Source organism: Chromobacterium sp. Panama, from assembly GCF_003052555.1.
GTDB lineage: Bacteria > Pseudomonadota > Gammaproteobacteria > Burkholderiales > Chromobacteriaceae > Chromobacterium.
This window is the reverse complement of sequence record NZ_QARX01000001.1, coordinates 2213492-2232660: the sequence shown is the minus strand read 5'-3', so window position 1 is coordinate 2232660 and position 19169 is coordinate 2213492. Positions and strand designations below refer to the sequence as shown.

12 protein-coding genes and 1 riboswitch are annotated in these 19169 nt (G+C 66.6%); of the genes, 11 read left to right on the top strand and 1 reads right to left on the bottom strand.

Annotation, left to right across the window (positions count from 1 at the left end):
* The first annotated feature begins 221 nt into the window (after window positions 1–221).
* From DB032_RS10030 to DB032_RS09985, 10 genes are all read left to right on the top strand, one after another.
* Window positions 222–4556, top strand: coding sequence for a beta-ketoacyl synthase N-terminal-like domain-containing protein (locus DB032_RS10030; protein WP_107799360.1), 4335 nt, complete (start codon window positions 222–224; stop codon window positions 4554–4556).
* Entirely contained in the window at window positions 4557–7649 is a 3093-nt protein-coding gene (locus DB032_RS10025) for a PfaD family polyunsaturated fatty acid/polyketide biosynthesis protein (RefSeq protein ID WP_107799359.1), read from the top strand.
* Entirely contained in the window at window positions 7646–8410 is a 765-nt protein-coding gene (locus tag DB032_RS10020) for an SDR family NAD(P)-dependent oxidoreductase (RefSeq protein ID WP_107799358.1), read from the top strand. Before DB032_RS10025 ends, DB032_RS10020 begins: the two co-directional genes overlap by 4 nt.
* A gap of 156 nt (window positions 8411–8566) precedes the next feature.
* A complete protein-coding gene (locus DB032_RS10015; protein WP_107799357.1) occupies window positions 8567–9823 on the top strand; it encodes a thioester reductase domain-containing protein in 1257 nt (418 codons plus the stop codon).
* A 211-nt stretch (window positions 9824–10034) separates the two neighbouring features.
* The gene (locus tag DB032_RS10010; RefSeq protein WP_107799356.1) at window positions 10035–10667 is read left to right on the top strand and encodes a hypothetical protein; all 633 of its coding nucleotides are present in this window, start codon (window positions 10035–10037) and stop codon (window positions 10665–10667) included.
* On the top strand, window positions 10649–11428 hold the full coding sequence (locus tag DB032_RS10005) for an amidohydrolase (protein WP_107799355.1): 780 nt from the start codon (window positions 10649–10651) through the stop codon (window positions 11426–11428). Before DB032_RS10010 ends, DB032_RS10005 begins: the two co-directional genes overlap by 19 nt.
* A gap of 94 nt (window positions 11429–11522) precedes the next feature.
* On the top strand, window positions 11523–12470 hold the full coding sequence (locus tag DB032_RS10000) for an ABC transporter ATP-binding protein (RefSeq protein ID WP_107799354.1): 948 nt from the start codon (window positions 11523–11525) through the stop codon (window positions 12468–12470).
* Entirely contained in the window at window positions 12463–13572 is a 1110-nt protein-coding gene (locus tag DB032_RS09995) for an ABC transporter permease (RefSeq protein WP_107799353.1), read from the top strand. The genes DB032_RS10000 and DB032_RS09995 overlap by 8 nt, the downstream gene beginning before the upstream one ends.
* Window positions 13573–13974: 402 nt before the next feature.
* Window positions 13975–16140 carry a penicillin acylase family protein gene (locus tag DB032_RS09990; protein WP_158274279.1) on the top strand — a complete coding sequence of 722 codons (2166 nt, stop codon included), beginning with the start codon at window positions 13975–13977 and terminating at the stop codon, window positions 16138–16140.
* Window positions 16141–16250: 110 nt separating this feature from the next.
* Window positions 16251–16395, top strand: a riboswitch (yybP-ykoY riboswitch).
* Between the two features lie 56 nt (window positions 16396–16451).
* Window positions 16452–17432: a sodium:calcium antiporter gene (locus DB032_RS09985; protein ID WP_107799351.1), complete on the top strand. Its 981-nt coding sequence runs from the start codon at window positions 16452–16454 to the stop codon at window positions 17430–17432.
* 202 nt (window positions 17433–17634) lie between these two features.
* On the opposite strand, the gene DB032_RS09980 is transcribed toward DB032_RS09985, so the two are convergent.
* A complete protein-coding gene (locus tag DB032_RS09980; RefSeq protein ID WP_107799350.1) occupies window positions 17635–17958 on the bottom strand; it encodes a DUF3761 domain-containing protein in 324 nt (107 codons plus the stop codon).
* A 216-nt stretch (window positions 17959–18174) separates the two neighbouring features.
* On the opposite strand from DB032_RS09980, the gene bla reads away from it, so the two are divergent.
* On the top strand, window positions 18175–19062 hold the full coding sequence (bla, locus tag DB032_RS09975) for a class A beta-lactamase (RefSeq protein WP_107799349.1): 888 nt from the start codon (window positions 18175–18177) through the stop codon (window positions 19060–19062).
* Window positions 19063–19169 lie beyond the last annotated feature (107 nt).

The following is a 19169-nucleotide window of genomic DNA, read 5'->3' as shown; positions in this document are numbered from 1 at the left end:
CGGGCGCAGCCGGTCCGGAGCGCGGCGACGCGTTCCGGCCATACAGCCGAGGCGCGGCGGCGGAAGGTCCGCCTTGCCGCCGCCGCACTCGAAATCGGCCCGCGCCGGTTCAATCCTGATCCCGCGCCGCCGCCCGCCGCCTCAACAGCGGCCGGCGGCGGAGGGGGACGGTTGCGCCCAAGGTTTGGGAATGTTGGCTCTACTTTAGGCATGAATGCACTATGGAAGAAATCGCCATTATCGGATTAGGCTGCCTGTTTCCAGGCGCCGAAACGCCAGAACAGTACTGGCGCAACCTGCTGGAGCGGCGGGATTGCACCTCGGAATTGAGCCGGGAAGAGCTGGGCGTGGACCCGGCGTTGTATCGCCACCCGGTGCCGGGCACCGCGGACAAGATCGCCTACAACAAGAACGGCCATGTGCGCGGCTTCAAGCTGGACGCCGGCCGCTACCGCCTGCCGGCCGCGCAGCTGGAAGCGCTGGACCCCTTGTTCCAATGGACGCTGTACGCGGCGGAACAGGCTTTGATCGACGCCGGCCAGGGTGTGGGCCACAGCGCCGAGGCGCTGGAGCGCTGCGGCCTGATCATCGGCAATATCGGCATGCCCACGCACGCCGGCAAGAAGCTGCTCAACGGTTTCTACCAAGGCATCCTGGAACCCTACGTCCAGGAACTGCTGCAACGCGACGATTTCCATTTCCGCCAGCCCTGGCAGGCGGAAGGCTTGTCCGATCTCAATCTGATGACCGGCAGCCACAACGCCACGCTGGCGGCCCAGGCGCTGGGCCTGGCCGGCCCCAGCTTCGCGCTGGACGCGGCTTGCGCCTCCGCGCTGTACGCCATCCGCGTGGCCAGTTACTACCTGCAAAGCGGCAAGGCCGACCTGATGCTGGCCGGCGCGGTCTGCCACGCCGACCACATCTACATCGATCACGGCTTCAATGTGTTGCAGGCCTTCCCGGCCGACGGCCAGTCGGTGCCGTTCGACCGCAACTCCCAGGGTCTGAAGGCCGGCGAGGGCGCCAGCGTGATCGCGCTCAAGCGCTACGCCGACGCGGTGCGCGACAAGGACCGCATCTACGGCGTGATTGAGTCCATCGGCCTGTCCAACGACGGCGGCGCCAAGCACATCCTGGTGCCGGACCTCAACGGTCAACTGCTGTCGCTGAAGCGCGCCTACGACGGCGTGGACAAGAACATCGATTATCTGGAATGCCACGCCACCGGCACCCCGGTGGGCGATCAGGTGGAGCTGGGCTCGGTGGAGACCTTCTTCGCCGACCAGGCGCAGCGGCCGCTGATCGGCGCCAACAAGGGCAATATCGGCCATATGCTGACCGCCTCCGGCATGGCCAGCATCCTCAAAGTGCTGCTGGCGATGCGCAGCGGCGTGATCCCGCCGACGCTGAACGTGGAAGACATGGTCAGCACCCCGGGCGGCCAGCTGGACATCCGCCACGTGGTGCGCGACACCACGCCGTGGCCGCAGCGCGGCCAGGCCAAGCGCGCCGGCATCAACGCCTTCGGCTTCGGCGGCGTCAACGGCCACATGGTGCTGCGCGAACACCGCGCCGACGCGCCGGTGACCGCCTGGCCGCAGCTGCCGGCCGAACAGCAAAGCCTGGCCATCGTCGGCGTGGGCGTGGCGCTGGCCGACACCGAAACCCCGGACGCCTTGCTGCGGACGGTGGCCGAGGGCCGCAGCCACTTCCGCCCGCTGCCGCGCACCCGCTGGCTGGGCCTGGAGGGGCGCGCCGACGTGCTGGGCGCGCGCGGTTACCGTCAGGCGCCGGCGGGCGCCTATATCGAGCAGTTCGACTTCGACTGCAAGCGCTTCAAGCTGCCGCCCAAGGTGGTGGGCAGCCATCTGCTGTCGCATTTGTTCCTGATGCCCATCGCCGAGCGCGCCTTCTACGACGCCGGCTACCAGCTGGACGGCCACAAGCGCAATATCGCCGTCATCGTCGCCGGCGACGTCGACTACAGCTGCTCGCGCTATCAGGCGCGCAACGAGATGGCCTGGCAGGTGCGCGACAGCCTGGCGCACAGCGGCATCTCGCTGAGCGAGGCGCAGACCGCGGCGCTGGAAACCATCGTCAAGGACAGCCTGTTCCCGGAACCGTATCCGGAAGGCATCACCGGCGGCATCGGCAATGTGGTGGCCAGCCGCATCGCCGCCCATCTGAAGCTGGACGGCCCGGCCTTCTCGCTGTGCGCGCATGAAAACGCCGCCTTCAAGGCGATAGAACTGGCGCAATTCATGTTGTCCGAGCAATTGGTGGATGCGGTCATCGTCGCCGGCGGCAGCTTCGCCGGCGGTCTGGAAAACGTCTTGTGGGCGCCGCGCCGCGGCGCCGGCCATGTCGACGCGCCGGTGGGCGAGGGCGGCGGCGTGGTGGTGCTCAAGCGCGAGCAGGCGGCCTTGGAAGCCAAGGACCGCGTCTACGCGGTGATGCGCGGCCTGGCCATCGGCCACGCCTGCGGCGACAGCACCGAGTTTCAACCGGCGGCGGACGCGGTGGCGCGCTCGGCGGCGGCGGCCTTGCGCCAGGCCGGCGCGGATCCGGCGTCGGTGGGCTATCTGGAGCTGAGCGGCGGCGCGCTGGCCAGCGACAACCAGGTGGAAATCGACGGCCTGTCCCGGGTTTACCGCGACAGCGGCGTCGCCGCCGGCTCGGTGGCCGCCAACTACGGCCAGCTGGCCTCGGCTCAGGGCATCGTCAGCGTGATCAAGGCCGCGCTCTGCCTGCATCGCCGGCAGCTGCCCGGCGCGGCGGCGCTGGCCGCCTATCCGGAGGCCGCGCTGCGCGCCGTGTTCCGCGCCGGAGAAACCGGCGCGGCCTGGCCGGCGCCGGCCGGCGGTCTGCGGCTGGCGGCGGTCAACAGCCTGGGCCTGGACCGCGGCTACGCCCATATGATTCTGCAAGAGCCCGGCGAGGCCAATCGCCTGGAAGCCAGAACGCCGACGCCGCCGCAGACGGGCGGTCCGGCCCTGGTCGCCACCGTGCACACCGGCCGCGAACACACCATCGCCGAGATGATCGTCAACGACGCCAACCGCGCGCTGTTCGGCGACGTCAAGCCCTGGCGGCGTCCGCAGCCGGTGGCGGAACCGGCGCAGCCGCAGCCGGCCGCCGCGGCGCCGGCCGACAGCGAAGCGCCGGTCTTGCAAAGGCAGCACAGCCGTCAGGCGCAGACCCAGCTCAGCTATCTGCAGGCCGAGCAGCGTTTCTACCAGCGCATCGCGCAACTGCTGGGCGCCGGCGCGCCGGCCGGTCAGCGCCGCGCGGCCAAGCCCAAGGCCGCGGCGCCGGTGCCGCCGCGCCCGCGTCCGCTGTTCGACGAAGCGCAGCTGGTGGAGCTGACCGACGGCTCCATCGCCAAGGTCTTGGGCCCGGATTACGCCGAGGCCGACAGCTACCCGATCCGCACCCGCATGCCGTCGCCGCCGTATATGTTCGCCTCGCGCATCACCGCGCTGTCGGCGCAGCCGGGCAAGCTGGAGCCGTGCTTCATCGAGTGGGAATACGATCTGCACCCCGACGCCTGGTACGTGTCCGACGGCCTGGTGCCGGCCTTCGTGTCGCTGGAAGCCTCGCACGCGATGATCGTCGCCTTCACTTATATCGGCTGCGACCAGCTGTTCAAGGGCCAGCTGCGCTACCGGGCGGTGGACAGCCAGACCACGGTCTACGGTCCCTTGCCCAAGGCCGGCGAAGTGCTGCGCGGACGGGTCAACATCAAGTCCTTCCTCAAGGTGGGCAAGAACGTGCTGATCGCCTACGAGTATCTGTGCTACGTCGGCGATAGGCTGAGCTTCAAGCTGGAGGCCAATTCCGGCTTCTTCCTGCCCAAGGACATCGAAAAATCCAAGGGGGTCAACACCGCGCCCTATCTGAAAGCCGGCCAGCCGGCCGAGCCGTTCCAGCCGCCGCTGCGCTGCGGGCGCGCGTCCTTCGACAACAGCCATATCGAGGCCCTGCAGCGCGGCGATTTCGTCGCCTGCTTCGGCGACGCCGCCTACGCCGCGTCGCGCGCGCCGCGCTTGTACGCGCCGGCGGCCAAGATGCTGGACCGGGTGGTGTCCATCTCCGCCTCCGGCGGCGCCTTCGGCCTGGGCGAGGCGGTGGCCGAACGCGACATCGACCCCAGCCACTGGGTGTTCCGCGCCCACTTCAAGAACGACCCGGTGATGCCCGGCACCTTCCTAGTGGAAGGCTGCGAGCAACTGGTCAAGTTCTACCTGTGCTACCTGGGGCTGTACTCGCTGCCGGGCATGGTGCCGCACGCGCTCAGCCCGCACAGCTACAGCGCCAAGTTCCGCGGCGAAGTGAAGTGCGAGGCCGACACCCTGCGTTACCGGCTCACCTGCAAATCCATCCACTGCGACTACCAGGCCGACGGCCAGCTGGAGCGGATGGCGCTGGTCTTCCTCGCGGAGATCATTTACCGCGGCAACGTCATCGGTATGTGCGACAACCTAGGCGCCGGCTTCAGCCGAGCGCCGGCAGCGGCGGACGCTTCGGCGCCGGCGCTGACAGCGATAGAGGCATGAATGAACCAAGACAAGCTTTGCGTGGCGCCGCGCTTTGCGGCCCCGGTGTACAAATGGCAGGGCCATGCCGGCAAGTTCCAGCAGACGCCGGAACAGGCTCAGGCCCAGTTGCTGGACCTGGCGCGGCCGCTGCACGTGCTGCGCCAGCAGGACGCGGTGCTGCTGGAACCGGCCGGCGGCCTGGCCGGCAACGGCCAGGTGGATTGCCTGGGCATGGTGCCGGCGATGTTGCCGGAATACTTCGGCGATCCGTCCTTCCTGCGTGACTACGGTGTGCGCTTCGCCTATTACGCGGGCGCCATGGCCGGCGGCATCAACTCCGAGGACATGGTGATCGCGCTGGGTTCGCGCCGCATCCTCAGCGCCTTCGGCGCCGGCGGCCTGACGCTGGAGCGCATCGGCAGCGCCATCCGCCGCATCAAGCAGGCGCTGCCCAACGGCCCGTACGCGATCAACCTGCTGCACAACCCCAGCCAGCCGGACTGGGAGATGAACTGCGTCAAGCTGTTCATCGAACAGGACGTCAAGGTGGTGGAGGCCTCGGCCTACGTCAATCTGTCCGCCGCCATCGTCTACTACCGGGTCAAGGGCCTGGAAGCCGGCGACAAGGGCGCGGTGATCCGCCGCAACCGCGTGATCGCCAAGGTGTCGCGCCGCGAAGTGGCGCAGCATTTCCTCAGCCCGGCGCCGGAGAAGATCGTGCGCAAGCTGCTGGCCGACGGCCTGATCAGCGAGCGCCAGGCGGAGCTGGCCAAGAAAGTGCCGATGGCCGACGACATCACCGTGGAAGCGGATTCCGGCGGCCACACCGACAACGGCCTGCTCAGCTGCGTTTTCCGCTCCATCGCGGAGCTGCGCGACGAAATCTGCGCCGGCCAGGGCTATCCCTTCACCGTGCGCGTCGGCGCCGCCGGCGGCATCGGCAGCCCGCACGCCACGCTGGCGGCGTTCTCGCTGGGCGCCGCCTACGTGGTCACCGGCTCCATCAACCAGGCCTGCGTCGAAGCCGGCACCTCGGACCCGGTCAAGCAATTGCTGGGCAAGGCCAAGATCGCGGACATGGCGATGGCGCCGTCGGCCGATATGTTCGAGCTGGGCGCCAAGGTGCAGGTGCTCAAGGGCGGCAGCATGTACGCGGTGCGCGCGCAGAAGCTGCACGGCCTGTACAAGCAGTACCCCGGCCTGGAGCAGATCCCGGCCGCCGAAGTGGCCAGCCTGGAACAGCAGGTGTTCCGTCAGCCGCTGGCCCAGGTATGGGCCGACACCGAGGCCTTCTTCGCCGGCCGCGGCAACCAGGCGCTGATAGACGCCGCCAACGCCAACCCCAAGAAAAAGATGGCGCTGCTGTTCCAGTGGTATCTGGGCCAGTCCTCGCGCTGGGCGATTTCCGGCGCGGCCGAGCGCGCGGTCGATTACCAGATCTGGTGCGGCGCGGCGATGGGCGCGGCCAACGAGTGGCTGCAAGGCAGCGAGCTGGCGCCGGTGGCCAAGCGCAAGGTGGCCGACATCGCGGTGGAGCTGATGGCCGGCGCCGCCTACCTGAGCCGCGTGGCGGCCTTGCGCCAGCTGGGCGTCCTGACGCCGCAGCGGCTGGAGCGTTACCGCCCGCTCAGCGCCCGCATGACGGCGCTGGACGAAGACGACATCGGACCCGAACCCGAATTGAATGACATCCCGTCATCAACCGTAGCACCAACCGTAGCATCACAGGGCAAGCAAGAGGAGAGCAGGAATATGGAAGGCAATACCAAGCTGTCGCTGATCAAGTCCAAGGATTTTTACAAGCAATGCTGGGAGCTGCTGCCGGGCGGCACCCATTACAACTTCGGCGACCCGGAACGGCCGCTGGTGGTGCCGTTCAATCGCGGCCGCAACTCCCGGGTCTGGGATCTGGACGGCAATGAACACCTGGACCTGTTCTGCAAATTCGGCGCGCTCTTCGTCGGCCACCACAACGAGGCTTACAACGAAGCGCTGATCCGCTACATGCAGAAAGTGACCTCGGTGGACACTTGCGACCTGGAAGTCGAAGTCTGCGAACTGATGGTCAAGCACATCCCTTGCGCCGAGATGATCCGCTTCTGCCTGAGCGGCACCGAGGCGGTGCAGAACGCGCTGCGCCTGGCGCGCGGCTTCACCGGCAAGCAGCGCTTCATCCGCTTCCACGGCCACTACCACGGCAACGCCGACAACATCATGGGCGGCCGCAAGCGCCAGGACCTGAGCTTCCCGGTGCCGGAAACCTTCAAGGGCGACCTGCTGGACACCCTGGGCCGCGCCGACGGCGCGCTGGAAGACCAGTCCTTCATGCTGCCGTGGAACGACATCCAGGTGCTGGAAGCCACCATCGAGCGCTACCACAATGAAATCGCCGCGGTGCTGATGGAGCCGATCTGCGTCAACGGCGGCGGCATCTTCCCGCGCGAAGGCTATCTGGAGCGCGCCAAGGAAATCTGCGAGAAGTACAACATCGTGCTGATCTTCGACGAGATCATCACCGGCGTGCGTCTGGGCCTGTCCGGCGCCCAGGGCATCCTCGGCGTCACCCCGCACCTGTCCACCTTCGGCAAGGCGCTGGGCGGCGGCTCGATGCCGATCTCCGCCATCGCCGGCCGTCGCGACATCATGGACCTCTACACCCGCGGCAAGGTGATCCACGCCGGCACCTTCAACGGCTACCCGCTGGGCCTGGCCGCGATCAAGAGCACTTTCGAGCTGATCGAACAGGACCCGGGCTGCTACGAGCGCATGGGCCGCTTCACCGAGCAGATCTCCGACACCTTCATCAAGGCCGCTCACGCCAACGATCTGCCGCTGGTGGTGCAGGGCATGCCCACCGCGCTGGTCTACCACTCGCAGGACACCATGGTGGACCGCTCCGAGGGCTACAGCGACAAGGTCAAGTTCTGCGACATCATCATCCGCGAGATCTCCAAGCGCTACGGCATCCAGTTCTCGCCGCTGTCGCGGATCTACTCCAACCTGCTGATGAACCAGGACGACGTGCGCTTCTTCGAAGAACGCATCTTCGACGCCATGGCCAACGCCCGCAAAGTGATCGACATCGCCTTCAAGGAAGGAGAGGTGGCGTGACCCGGCAAGTCGCCGTCGTCACCGGCGCGGCCGGCGGCTTCGGCAGCGCCATCGTCAAGTCGCTGCTGGAAGTGGGCTACGCGGTGGCGGCCACCGATGTGGACGCCGCCGCGCTGGAGCAGCTGGGCCGGGAGCTGGATTGCCCGGACAGCCTGCGCGGCTTCGTGATGGACGTGACCGACCCCGACAGCGTGGACGCCGCCAGCGCCGCCATCGTCGAGCGCATGGGCGCCAACATCACGGTGCTGGTCAACAACGCCGGCGTCATCGGCCGCGGCTACTGCATGGCGGAAAAAAGCGGGGAACTGGCGAGACGGGTGTTCGACGTCAACCTCAACGGCGCCTTCAACGCCACCGCGGTGTTCTCCCGCCACATGGCGCGGCTGAAGTACGGCCGCATCATCAACATCGCCTCCGTGGCCGGCATCTGGGGCGCGGCCGGCGGGTCGGCGTACGCGGCGTCCAAGGCCGGCCTGATCAAGGCGTCGGAGTCCTGGGCGCGGGAGCTGGGGCCGCTGAACATCAGCGTCACCGCGATTGCGCCGGGCATCTGCAAGACCAAGATGCTGGGCCAGTTCGTCGACCGTCAGATGGTGGAGCAGTCCGACGAGGCCATCGTCAAGTCCATCGTGCCGGTGGGGCGCTGGGGGCTGCCGGAGGACATCGCCGAAGTGGTCACCTTCCTGGCCACCTGCAAGACCAACTATCTGAACGCCACCGTCATTCCGCTGGATGGAGGCATGCGGGTAGGCACCTTGTAAGAATCTATCCAAGGCCTGCTGCGCTTCGGCGATACGGCGTTGAAACCGGTTTCGCTCTAGCTCGCGAGACTTGGATCAGGTTCTGCCGCATAGCGTGACAGGGGGCCGGCCGCGCCGGCCCCCGACTGGAACCAAACCAAATTCAGAGGTGAAGTCATGGATTACCGAGCCAAGACCAGCGTCAAGAACATCGTGCTGACCGGCCCCACCGGCGTGCTGGGCGGCCGTTTGCTGCAGGAAATACTGGCCACCACCGACGCCAACGTGTATTGCGTGGTGCGGGCCGAGAACAAGGACGCCGCGCGCGCCCGCATCGAAGACGTGCTGTATTGCTACGACGAAGGCCGCAAACTGGCCACCGAAGCCTGGCGCATCATCCCGGTGCTGGGCGACATCAGCCAGCCCATGCTGGGCCTGGACGCCAGCGCCTACCGCGACCTGGCTCATCTGGCGGACCTGGTGCTGCATTGCGCCGCCAACGTCAGCCTGGTGGCCTCCTACAACAAGATCGCCCCGGTCAATGTGGGCGGCACCGCCAACCTGATCGAACTGTGCCTGGCCGGCAAGGCCCCGCTGGTGTTCACCTCCAGCTTCAGCATGGTGGGCGACAAGCTGTACCAGCCGGACTTCGTGCTGCGCGAAACCGATCTGGACGTGGGCCAGGGCTTCGTCAACATGGACTACGAACGCTCCAAATTCACCGCCGAGCGCATGGTGCACGAGGCCGGCGAGCGCGGCCTGGATTGGGTCATCGTGCGCCCGGGCAATATCTGGGGCGACAGCCGGACCGGCTGCTACCCGCTGAAGCAGACCAAGGTCAAGGGCATCTACTACGAAATGCTCAAATCGCTGGTGGAAACCGGTCTGACCTTCGCTTCGGACGAAGCCTTCGACATCTCCCCGGTGGACTACGTGGCCCAGGCCACGCTGTTCGCGGCGATGAATCTGCAGTCCAGCAATCGTCGCACCTACAACCTGACCAACCCGCGTCCGATCAACTACGACGGCATCGTCGCCCGCCTGCGCGGCTACGGCTACACCCTGCGCGACGTATCGTCCAAGGACTACTTCGAAGCGCTGCAGGAAGGCCGCATGCACCGCGGCGGCACCGGCTACCGCTCCACCTTCACCGATCTGATGGCCATCTTCTACGACGGCAGCGATTGCAAGGAGCACGCCAAGTACGACACCAGCGAGATCCAGGAGCTGCTGGCCAACACCGACATCCGCTGCCCGGACTCGGACCAGGCCTTGTTTGGCCGCTATCTGGACTACGCCTGCAAGGTGGGCTTCCTGAACGCGCCGGCGGAGCAGACCCCGCTGGCGGAAATCAAGCGTCACACCAGCATGGCCGGCGGCTATATGGAGAGCTTGTACGACGCCGACCTGAGCGACGCGGCGGCGGTGCGCTGAGATGCTGGCCGACGAGGAAGCGCTGATCGAAGCGCCGGGGGCGCTCGAAAAACCGTCGCGAGCGGTTCGAGAGCAAGACGCACCGCGCGCAGCGACCGAGATAGTACAAGGAGTACAGCGAGGGAGCGAGCACGGAGCAACGCAGCTATCGGACGGCGCAGCAGGTTTTTCGAGGTCCCCACCGGTCGCGGAACTGCTGCTGGACTATCAGGTGCTGAGCAACGGCGAACCAATAGGCCGGCTGCGGACCGAACGCCGCCGCGGCTGGCTGGACGACATGCCGGTGCTGCAGGTCAGCAACCGGATGGACCTGCGCTGCAGCGGGCTGTGGTTCGACTACTCGCTGCAATCGGACGAGAGCATGGATTTCGGCGCGGACGGCCTGTGCCGCTACGCTGGCGTCTCCGACGAGGACGGCGACAAGACCGTGATCAAGGGCCGGCTGCGTCAGGGCGTGCTGACCCTGCGTCTGCACGACGGCCAGCTGGAGGTGCGCCGCTTCAAGCTGGGGGATTTCGACGCCAGCAGCGAAGACGCCGCCGAGCGCTTTCTCGTCGGCGGCCAGGCCGAGGCCACCTTGCGGGTGCTGGATCTGGAGCACTTCGATATCGACGAGGTCCGCTACCAGCGGCTGCCGGACGAAACCCTGGACCTGCTGGGCCAGCCGCGGCAGGCGAGGGTGGTGGCCTATCAATCAAAGCGGCGCAAGATCAGCGGCACCGGCTGGTATCTGTCCGACGACGGCGGCGAAGTGCTGGTGCGCCAGAGCAGCCGCGAGCGCGGCGACCACAACGAAGTGATATTGACCCATTGGGAAAGCAAACCATGCCAAATCAAGACTTAGCCGTCACCCTGGTGCAAAGCGACATCGCCTGGGAATCGGTGGACCAGAACCTGCAGCGGATGGAGCGCCACCTGAGCACGGTGAACGACAGCCGGTTGATCGTGCTGCCGGAAATGTTCACCACCGGCTTCAGCATGCGGCCGGAGAAGATCGCCGAAACCATGGACGGCAAGGCGGTGCAATGGCTGCGCGACACCGCGCGCGCCAAGCGCGCCGACCTGGTGGGCAGCGTGGCCATAGAAGAGCAGGGCCGCTACTACAACCGCCTGCTGTGGGCCAAGGCCGATGGCAGCCTGTTCAGCTACGACAAGAAGCATCTGTTCAGCTTCGCCGGCGAGCACGAGCACTACACCGCCGGCGACGCGCCGCTGATCGTCAAGGTGGACGGCTGGTCGGTGGCCGCCTTCGTCTGCTACGACCTGCGCTTCCCGGTCTGGTCGCGCAACAACAACAGCCAGTACGACCTGGCGCTCTACATCGCCAGCTGGCCGGAGCGCCGCGCCAAGCACTGGCAAACGCTGCTGCCTGCGCGGGCGATCGAAAACCAGGCCTTCGTCATCGGCGTCAACCGGGTGGGCGTGGACGGCAACGACATCCGCTACAGCGGCGACTCCATGCTGATCGATCCGCTGGGCGACACCCTGTACCACGGCCGCCAACTGGAAAGCGTGTATCAGGCCAGGCTGTCGCGCGCGCAGCTGGACGATGTGCGCGCCCAGTTCCCTTTCCTGAAGGATGCGGACCGTTATCAACTCGTTTGACCGCGCGGCGGCAATGAAAAGAGGCGGATAAGCCCTGCGGCTGCGCAGGGTTTTCCGCTGCTTCGGTTCTCCTTCGGCTTCTATGGAAAGTGAAATGCACCAAGCCACAACAAGAGAAAAAGTCATCGAATTCCAGTCGGTGACCAAGCGCTTCAACGACTACACCGCGGTCAACGACGTGTCGCTGGACATCTATCGCGGCGAATTCGTCGCCCTGCTGGGGCCCAACGGCGCCGGCAAGACCACGCTGGTGGAAATGCTGGAGGGACTGAAACAGCCGGAGGCCGGCTCCATCCGCATCCTGGGGCGCAGCTGGCAGAAGGACGAAAGCTATCTGCGCCACCGCCTGGCCGGGGTGCTGCAGGAATCGCTGTTCATCAACAAGCTGCGGGTGGACGAAACCGTCAACCTGTTCGCCAGTTTCTACCGCCGGCCGCGCAGCCGCGCCGACGAGGTATTGGAGCTGGTGGAACTGACCCCCAAGCGCAAGGTGATGGTGGAAGGGCTGTCCGGCGGTCAGCGCCAGCGGCTGGCCCTGGCCATTTCCATCCTCAACCAGCCGGAAATCCTGATCCTGGACGAGCCCACCACCGGCCTGGACCCGCAGGTGCGGCGCGGCACCTGGGACATCCTGCGCAAGCTCAATAAGGAGCTGGGCTCCACCATGTTGCTGACCACCCACTACATGGAAGAAGCCGAATACTTGTGCGACCGCATCTGCATCATGCACCAGGGCCGCATCCTGACCCAGGGCACGCTGGACGAACTGCTGGCCGCGCACGAGCCGGGCGAAGTGGTCGAATACCGGGTCAAGAGCGGCGCCGGCGGCGCCGAGCCCAAGCACAAGGACAACATCATCAGCTACAGCTACGACCAGGCGTCCGCCAAGGCGAGGCTGCTGGTACGCAACGGCTCGGCCTTCCTGTTCCGTCTGTCCGAGTTCATCCGCGAACAACAAATCGACATCGACGAAATCATCGTGCGCAAAAAAACGCTGGACGATTTATTCCTGTCACTGGCCGGCCGAGGTTTCCATGAATAACGCCTTGCTCAATCTGATCGTCACTCAATTCCGCCAATACCTGCGCGAACCGCAAATCCTGTTCTGGTCCTTCGGCTTCCCGCTGCTGCTGGTGTGGCTGCTGGGCGTGTCCTTCTCCGGCGGCGAAATCAAGGAGCGCACCATAGGCGTGGTGCTGCCGCCCAGCTTGCAGGAGCAGGCCGCGGTCAAGGCCTGGATCAGCAAGGTGGAGGCCCGCAACCAGCCGCTGTCCAGCGTCATCAACGCGGACGAGATCAAGCGCGACCACCTGATACGGATGAAATACCGCTTCCAGTACTACCCGGACCGCGAATCGGTGTTGCGCGGCCTCAAGCGCGGCGACGTGCAGGTGTTCATGGAGCCCAGCGCCGACAGCGGCAAGCGCATCTACTATCTGGACCCGCAGAACAACGAGGCGCTGCTGACTTACTTCTTCCTCGGCGACGACCCGGACGCGCTGAGCCAGGCGGTGGACAAGAATATGTCGGTGCTGGACAGCCCCGGCCTGCGCTACATCGACTTCCTGGTGCCCGGCCTGGTGGCGATGGCGGTGATGGAAACCTGCCTGATCGCCGTCGGCTGGTCGCTGATCGAAAAACGCGCCACCCGCGTTACCCGGCAGATGCGCATCACCCCGATGCGCAAGACTGATTTCCTGCTGGCCCACGTGCTGGCCTGCCTGGTGTTCAGCCTGCTGGAAACCCTGGTGCTGTATCTGTTCGCCAGCAGTTATTTCGACGTGCACGCCCAGGGCGGGGCGCTGCCCTTCATCGTGCTGCTGCTGGCCGGCAACGTCTGCTTCGCCGGCATCGCCATCCTGGCCGCCTCGCGCGCCACCAAGGCGCAGACCGCCAACGGCCTGCTGGAAATGACCATTCTGTTCCTGGTGATCTTTTCCGGCATCTTTTTCAGCTACAAGCACTTCCCGGAGTGGATGGTGGCGGTGATCGAGGTGTTGCCGCTGACCATCCTGGCGGACGGCATGCGCATGATCTTCGTCGAGGGGGCCGGAGTGCTGGAAATCGCGCGTTCGGCGGTGGTGCTCACGCTGATCGGCATTGCCGGCTTCGTCAGCGGCGCGCGGGTGTTTCGCTGGTATTAGGGGCATGAGGCATCCGCTGCGCGGATGATGGTTTTGATTGCCGGGGCTGCGCTGACCGAGCGAGGCAAGCGTAGCGTCGCGAGGGAATAAGGCAGGAAGGGGAACCACTCGGCCAAATTCCCCTATCACTGAGCGAATCAAGGATTCGCTCAGTGATGGCGCGCTAACGTCGCGCTGCTCGAACAGGCAGCCGCTTAAAACGTGCGAAGCGAAGTTTCTGCCTAGCTAAAACCTCGGGCCTGCCACCCGGCGGCAGACTTGAAGGGACTTTGGGCGCGTTGGATACGTGCTTCCTTTCTTGCTGGCCAGTTCCGTCGTTTCAAGAGTGTGAAGAACCGGGCATCGCTGTTGAGCATGCTGGCCGACAGCTCATTGTTAAGTTGTCAAAAAGGAGGAAGGGTAGTGAAACGCTTGATCCTCGCCCTATTGGGCATCGCCATGCTGTCCTTGCTGACGGCCTGCGAACTGGACGAAGACGGCAAGCCGCGCGGCAGCCAGGTGCTGTGGGACCGCAGCGGCGTGCCGCACATCTACGCCGCGCGCGCCGACAGCCTGGCCTACGCCTTTGGCCGTGCCCAGATGCAGGCGCATCCGGAGCTGCTGCTGCGGCTGTACGCCCAGGGCCGCGGCCGCGGCGCGGAATACTACGGCGCGGTGTTCGAGGCCGGCGAGCCCTTCCCCAGCAATATGGCGGAAGTGGACCGCATGGTGCGTACCATGGGTTTCCCCGAGCGTTCCAAACAATGGCTGCAACAGCAAAGCCCGCGCATGCGCACCTACCTGGACGCCTTCGTCGCCGGCGTCAACGACCAGGCCGCCGCCAGCGGCGGTCTGAGCCCGGCGGCGCGCGCGGTGCTGCCGGTGCGCAGCGAGGACGTGCTGGCCCACACCCTGCGCATCTTCTTCGGCTATCTGAGCGGCTCCACCGCCACTGGCGCGGCCAATTGCTCGCTGATCTACCCGGACGCGGTGGCCACCCCCATCAATCTGATCGGCGGCTCCAACGGCTGGGCGCTGGGGCCGGCCAAGAGCCGTTCCGGCAACGCCATGCTGCTGGCCAACCCGCATTTGCTGTGGGGCGGCAGCCACACCTGGTTCGAAGCCCAATTCAAGAGCCCGGAATACGATATCTACGGCGCCACCCTGGTGGGCCTGCCGGTGATGCGCATCGGCTTCAACCAGCGGCTGGGCTGGGTGCACACCGTCAACACCCAGGACGGCTGCGACCTGTACCAACTCAAGCTCAGCGGCCGGCAATACCTGCTGGACGGCGTGGCGCGCGACTTTGAGACCAAGCGCGAAACCCTGTATATCCGTCAGCCGGACGGCAGCCTGCAAGCCGAGCAGCTGACGCTGCGCCGCGCCGAGCAGGGCCCGGTGTTCGACAAGGACGGCCAGAGCTACGCGCTGCGCATCGTCGGCGTCGACCAGCTGCAGACCCCCGGCGTGCTGGAGCAATGGTGGGACATGGCGCAAGCGCCCGACTTCAAGGCCTTCCGCAGCGTCGTGGCGCGGCTGCGCAATCCCTACCACAACATCATCTACGCCGACGCCCAACGCAATATCTGGGCGGCTTTCGGCGGTCTGACCCCGCGCCGCGCCGGCGGCGACGCCGCCTTCTGGGCGCAGCCGGTGGACGGCAGCCGCAGCGATCTGATCTGGCGTCAGGCGCTGCGCCTGGACGAATTGCCGCAGGTGGCCAATCCGTCCAGCGGCTGGGTGCAGAACTCCAATAGCGTGCCCTGGTATATGAGCAAGCCGGCGCTGGACCCGGCCGCCTACGCCGGCTATCTGTCGCCGCGGGCGTCGCCGCTGCTGCGCGAACAGCGCGGCATCGAGCTGATCGAACAGACTTCGGCCTTCACCCTGGATACGCTGCTCAGCGCCAAGCACGACACCCGGCTGCTGCTGGCGGACCGGGTGCTGGACGATTTGATCGGCTATGCGCGCGCCTCCGGCGACGCCGGCCTGATCGCCGCGGCGCAAGTGCTGGCCCAATGGGACCGGCGCAGCGACGCCGCCAGCAAGGGCGCGGTGCTGTTCGCCGCCTGGGTGGCGGCCTCCGGCGGCGAAGAGGCCTTGCGCTACCGCCGGGAAGAGGACCCGGCGCAGCCCTACGACACGCCCGCCGGCCTGCGCGACGCCGGCTTCGCGCTCAGCAAGCTGGGCGCGGCGGTCCAGGGGCTGCAACAGGCCGGCGTGCCGCTGGACATCGCCTTCGGCGAAGTCTACCGGCTGCGGCGCGGCCCCGCCGGCGGCGCGGCGCGCTTGGACCAGCCGGCCAGCGGCGGAGCCGAGGGCCTGGGCGCCTTCCGCACCTTCAGTTATATCGGCGACAGCGACGGCCGCCAGCGCGCCATCTTCGGCGATACCTTCACCGCCCTGGTGGAGTTCGGCCGGCCGCTGCGCGCCAAGGTGATCAACACCTACGGCAACAGCAGCCAGCCGCAATCGCCTTACTACGGCGACCAGATGGAGCTGGCGGCGCGGAACGCCATGCGCGACGCCTTGCTCAATCGCGAGCAAGTGGAGGCGGCGCTGTCCAAGCGCGAGTGGTTCCGCCGCTAGCGCCGAGGCGGCCGCGGCGGCGACGTCGCGGCACTTCGCCGCCATCCGCTGTGGGCGTCGCATGACGGACGCCTAGGTTTGCGCCATTGCGCCCAGGCTGGCACAATGGCGCCGTTGTCATTGGGGAGTAGCCATCTTCGGCCCCGCCGAAGAGGCCGCGTCAACAAACTTGAGGAGCTTTCCTCATGGCGCGGTCAGCGGCCGGCATTGCCGGCGCCGCCAAGCGAGACCTTTGGCCACGATGCGTTTGCCGCCGGGCAAGCCGCGTCGTTGCGCCATTGTCCATCCGCTTGCCCGGCCCAAGACTATCCATGCTGTTGACCCTGTCGTTTCTGCTCGGCCTCGCCGTCCTGATCTATCTTTCCTGTCAATACTTCGTCAACGCCATCGAGTGGTGCGGACGCCATCTGAACCTGGGCGCCAGCGCCGTCGGCACCGTGCTCGCCGCTTTCGGCACCGCCTTGCCGGAAAGCGCCGTCACCTTGACCGCGATGGCCTTCGGCGGCACGCCGCAACATAAGGACATCGGCGTCGGCGCCGCCCTGGGCGGGCCGCTGGTGCTGGCTACGCTGGCGTACGCGGTGGTGGGCTTCGCGCTGTGGCGCAACCGCAGCCGGCTGGGGCGCGGCGACTACCTGCTGCGCGTCGATCACCGCCGGCTGGCCGGCGACCAGTTGGCGTTTTTGCTGATTTTCGCGTTCAAGGTGGCGTTGGGCCTGCTGGCCTTCGCCATCAAGCCCTGGCTGGGCGTGCTGTTCCTGGCCGCTTACGCCGCCTATGTCTGGCGCGAGATCCGCAGCGCGGACACCGCGCCGGAAGAGGAAGAACTGGACGCCTTGAAGCTGCGCGCCGGCGGCGGCCTGGGTTGGGCGGCGACACAGGCCCTGCTGGCCTTGGCGGTGATCGCGGCGGCGGCGCACGGTTTCGTCGCGCAGCTGGAAGCGCTGGCCGGACATTGGGGCATGGCGCCGCATCTGGTGGCCTTGCTGCTGAGCCCGGTGGCCACGGAATTGCCGGAAATCATGAACGCGCTGATCTGGCTGCGCCAGGGCAAGGAGCGCCTGGCTTTGGCCAATATCTCCGGCGCGATGATGATACAGGCGACGATTCCCAGCGCCTTCGGCCTGTTCTTCACCCCGTGGATGTTCGACGGCGTCCTGCTGTGGTCCGGCCTGGCCACGATGGCGGCGATCGCCGGCTTGTGGCTGTTGTTCCGCCGCGGCAGCGTGGACGGCCGCTGGCTCTTGGGCGCGGGCGCGGTGTACCTGCTGTTTGCCGGCTGTCTGGTGTGAGGCAAGAGCCCGTTCAATGCCGTATCGCCGACGCGCAGCAGACTATGAACGGGTTCTCAGAACGTGTTTACGATCTCGCGAGCTAAGGCGAGACAAGGCGAAAATGGCTGAGAAAGCGGAATGTACGCGTGGTACATGAGCATTTCGAAGCTGTACTCACCGTGTAACGCTCCACGACGCGCAGCAGATCGTAAACAGGCTCTCAGAGCCAGGCCGCCACGCCGCCGTGATGCGAACACGTGCCGCGCCGGTGCTGGCTGAAGCTGTAGCTGCCGTCGCGGCAGCGCGCGCTGGCGCCGGCCGGCGCTTTGCCGGAGCGGGTATGGGCCGGGCTGTGCACCTCCACGCCGTCGGAGTTGGTGTAGCTGCCGTGTTCCAGCAACTGCTCTTGCGCCGGCGCGCTGGCGTGCCGATGCGTGTGCGGCGTTTTGGCTTCAAGCGGCGTGGCCAGCAGGGCCAGGCTGAGGCCGAGCAGGCCGGCGATGCGCCGCAAAGCGGGGATACGGAACTGTGCAGGCTTTTTCATGTCATTCGATTGTTTAATGTGTCATTAAAAGTGCTTGAACCTGTTCGTGATGTTTTGACGCATCTATTTTCGGGGTTCAGGCGCAAAAGAATATGTATCGCACTTTAGTTCATTGTCATTGCGGCGGGTGGCGGCAATGCGCATCGGGGGAACTAAACCGCGATGGCCGGCCGTTGCGACGGGCCGCGCCGTCATACCGAATCTGGGGATTGATCTATGGATGATTTTGCGCAGCGGCGCGTCTTGCTGGCGGCCTTGGCCGCCACGCCGTTGATCTGGGGTTGCGCGCGCCCGCCGTTGCGGGTGCCGGGCGAAGCCCCGGCCGCGCGTCAATTGGCGGAGCTGGAACGCAATGCCGGCGGCCGCATCGGCGTGTTCGCGCAAGAGGCGGACAGCGGGCGGACGCTGGCTTACCGGGCGGATGAGCGCTTCCCGATGTGCAGCACGTTCACGCTGCTGCTGGTGGGCGCCTTATTGCAACGCAGCGCGACGCAGCCGGATCTGCTCTACCGCCATGTCGGCTACCGGCGCGAGCAATTGATCGACTATTCGCCCATCGCCGAACAATACGTGGAGCAGGGCATGTCGGTGAAAGACTTGTGCGACGCGGCGATGCGCTTCGGCGACAACACCGCCGCCAATCTGCTGCTGGAGCAGTTGGGCGGGCCGCAGGAGGTGACCCGCTTCGCCCGTTCGCTGGGCGACGGCCTGAGCCGGCTTGACCGCGTCGAGCCGGAACTGAACCGCGCCGAGCCGGACGATCCGCGCGACACCACCACGCCGGCGGCGATGACGGCCAATTTGCGCGCGCTGCTGTTTTCCCCGCTATTGCCGGAGCGGCAGCGCGGTTTGCTGAACGACTGGCTGCTGGGCAACACCACCGGCAATCTGCGCATCCGCGCCGGCTTGCCGGCGGAGTGGCGGGTGGGCGACAAGACCGGCAGCGGCGGCCACGGCGCCGCCAACAATGTGGCCGTGGCCTGGCGGCCGGGCAAGTCGCCGTTGTTGTTGTCGGTCTATTACTGGGGCTCGACGGCGATGATGGACGAGCGCAACGCGGTGATCGCCGCGGTGGCGAGGGTGGCGGCCGCCGAGTTCGCTTGAAACGCCGCGCGGGGCGGGCAGGTCCTGCCGGAATGAACGACGCCGCGGCCATGGCCGCGGCGTTGTCGCGCGCGGCTCCCTTGAGCGCTGGGCGTCCGCGCGGAACC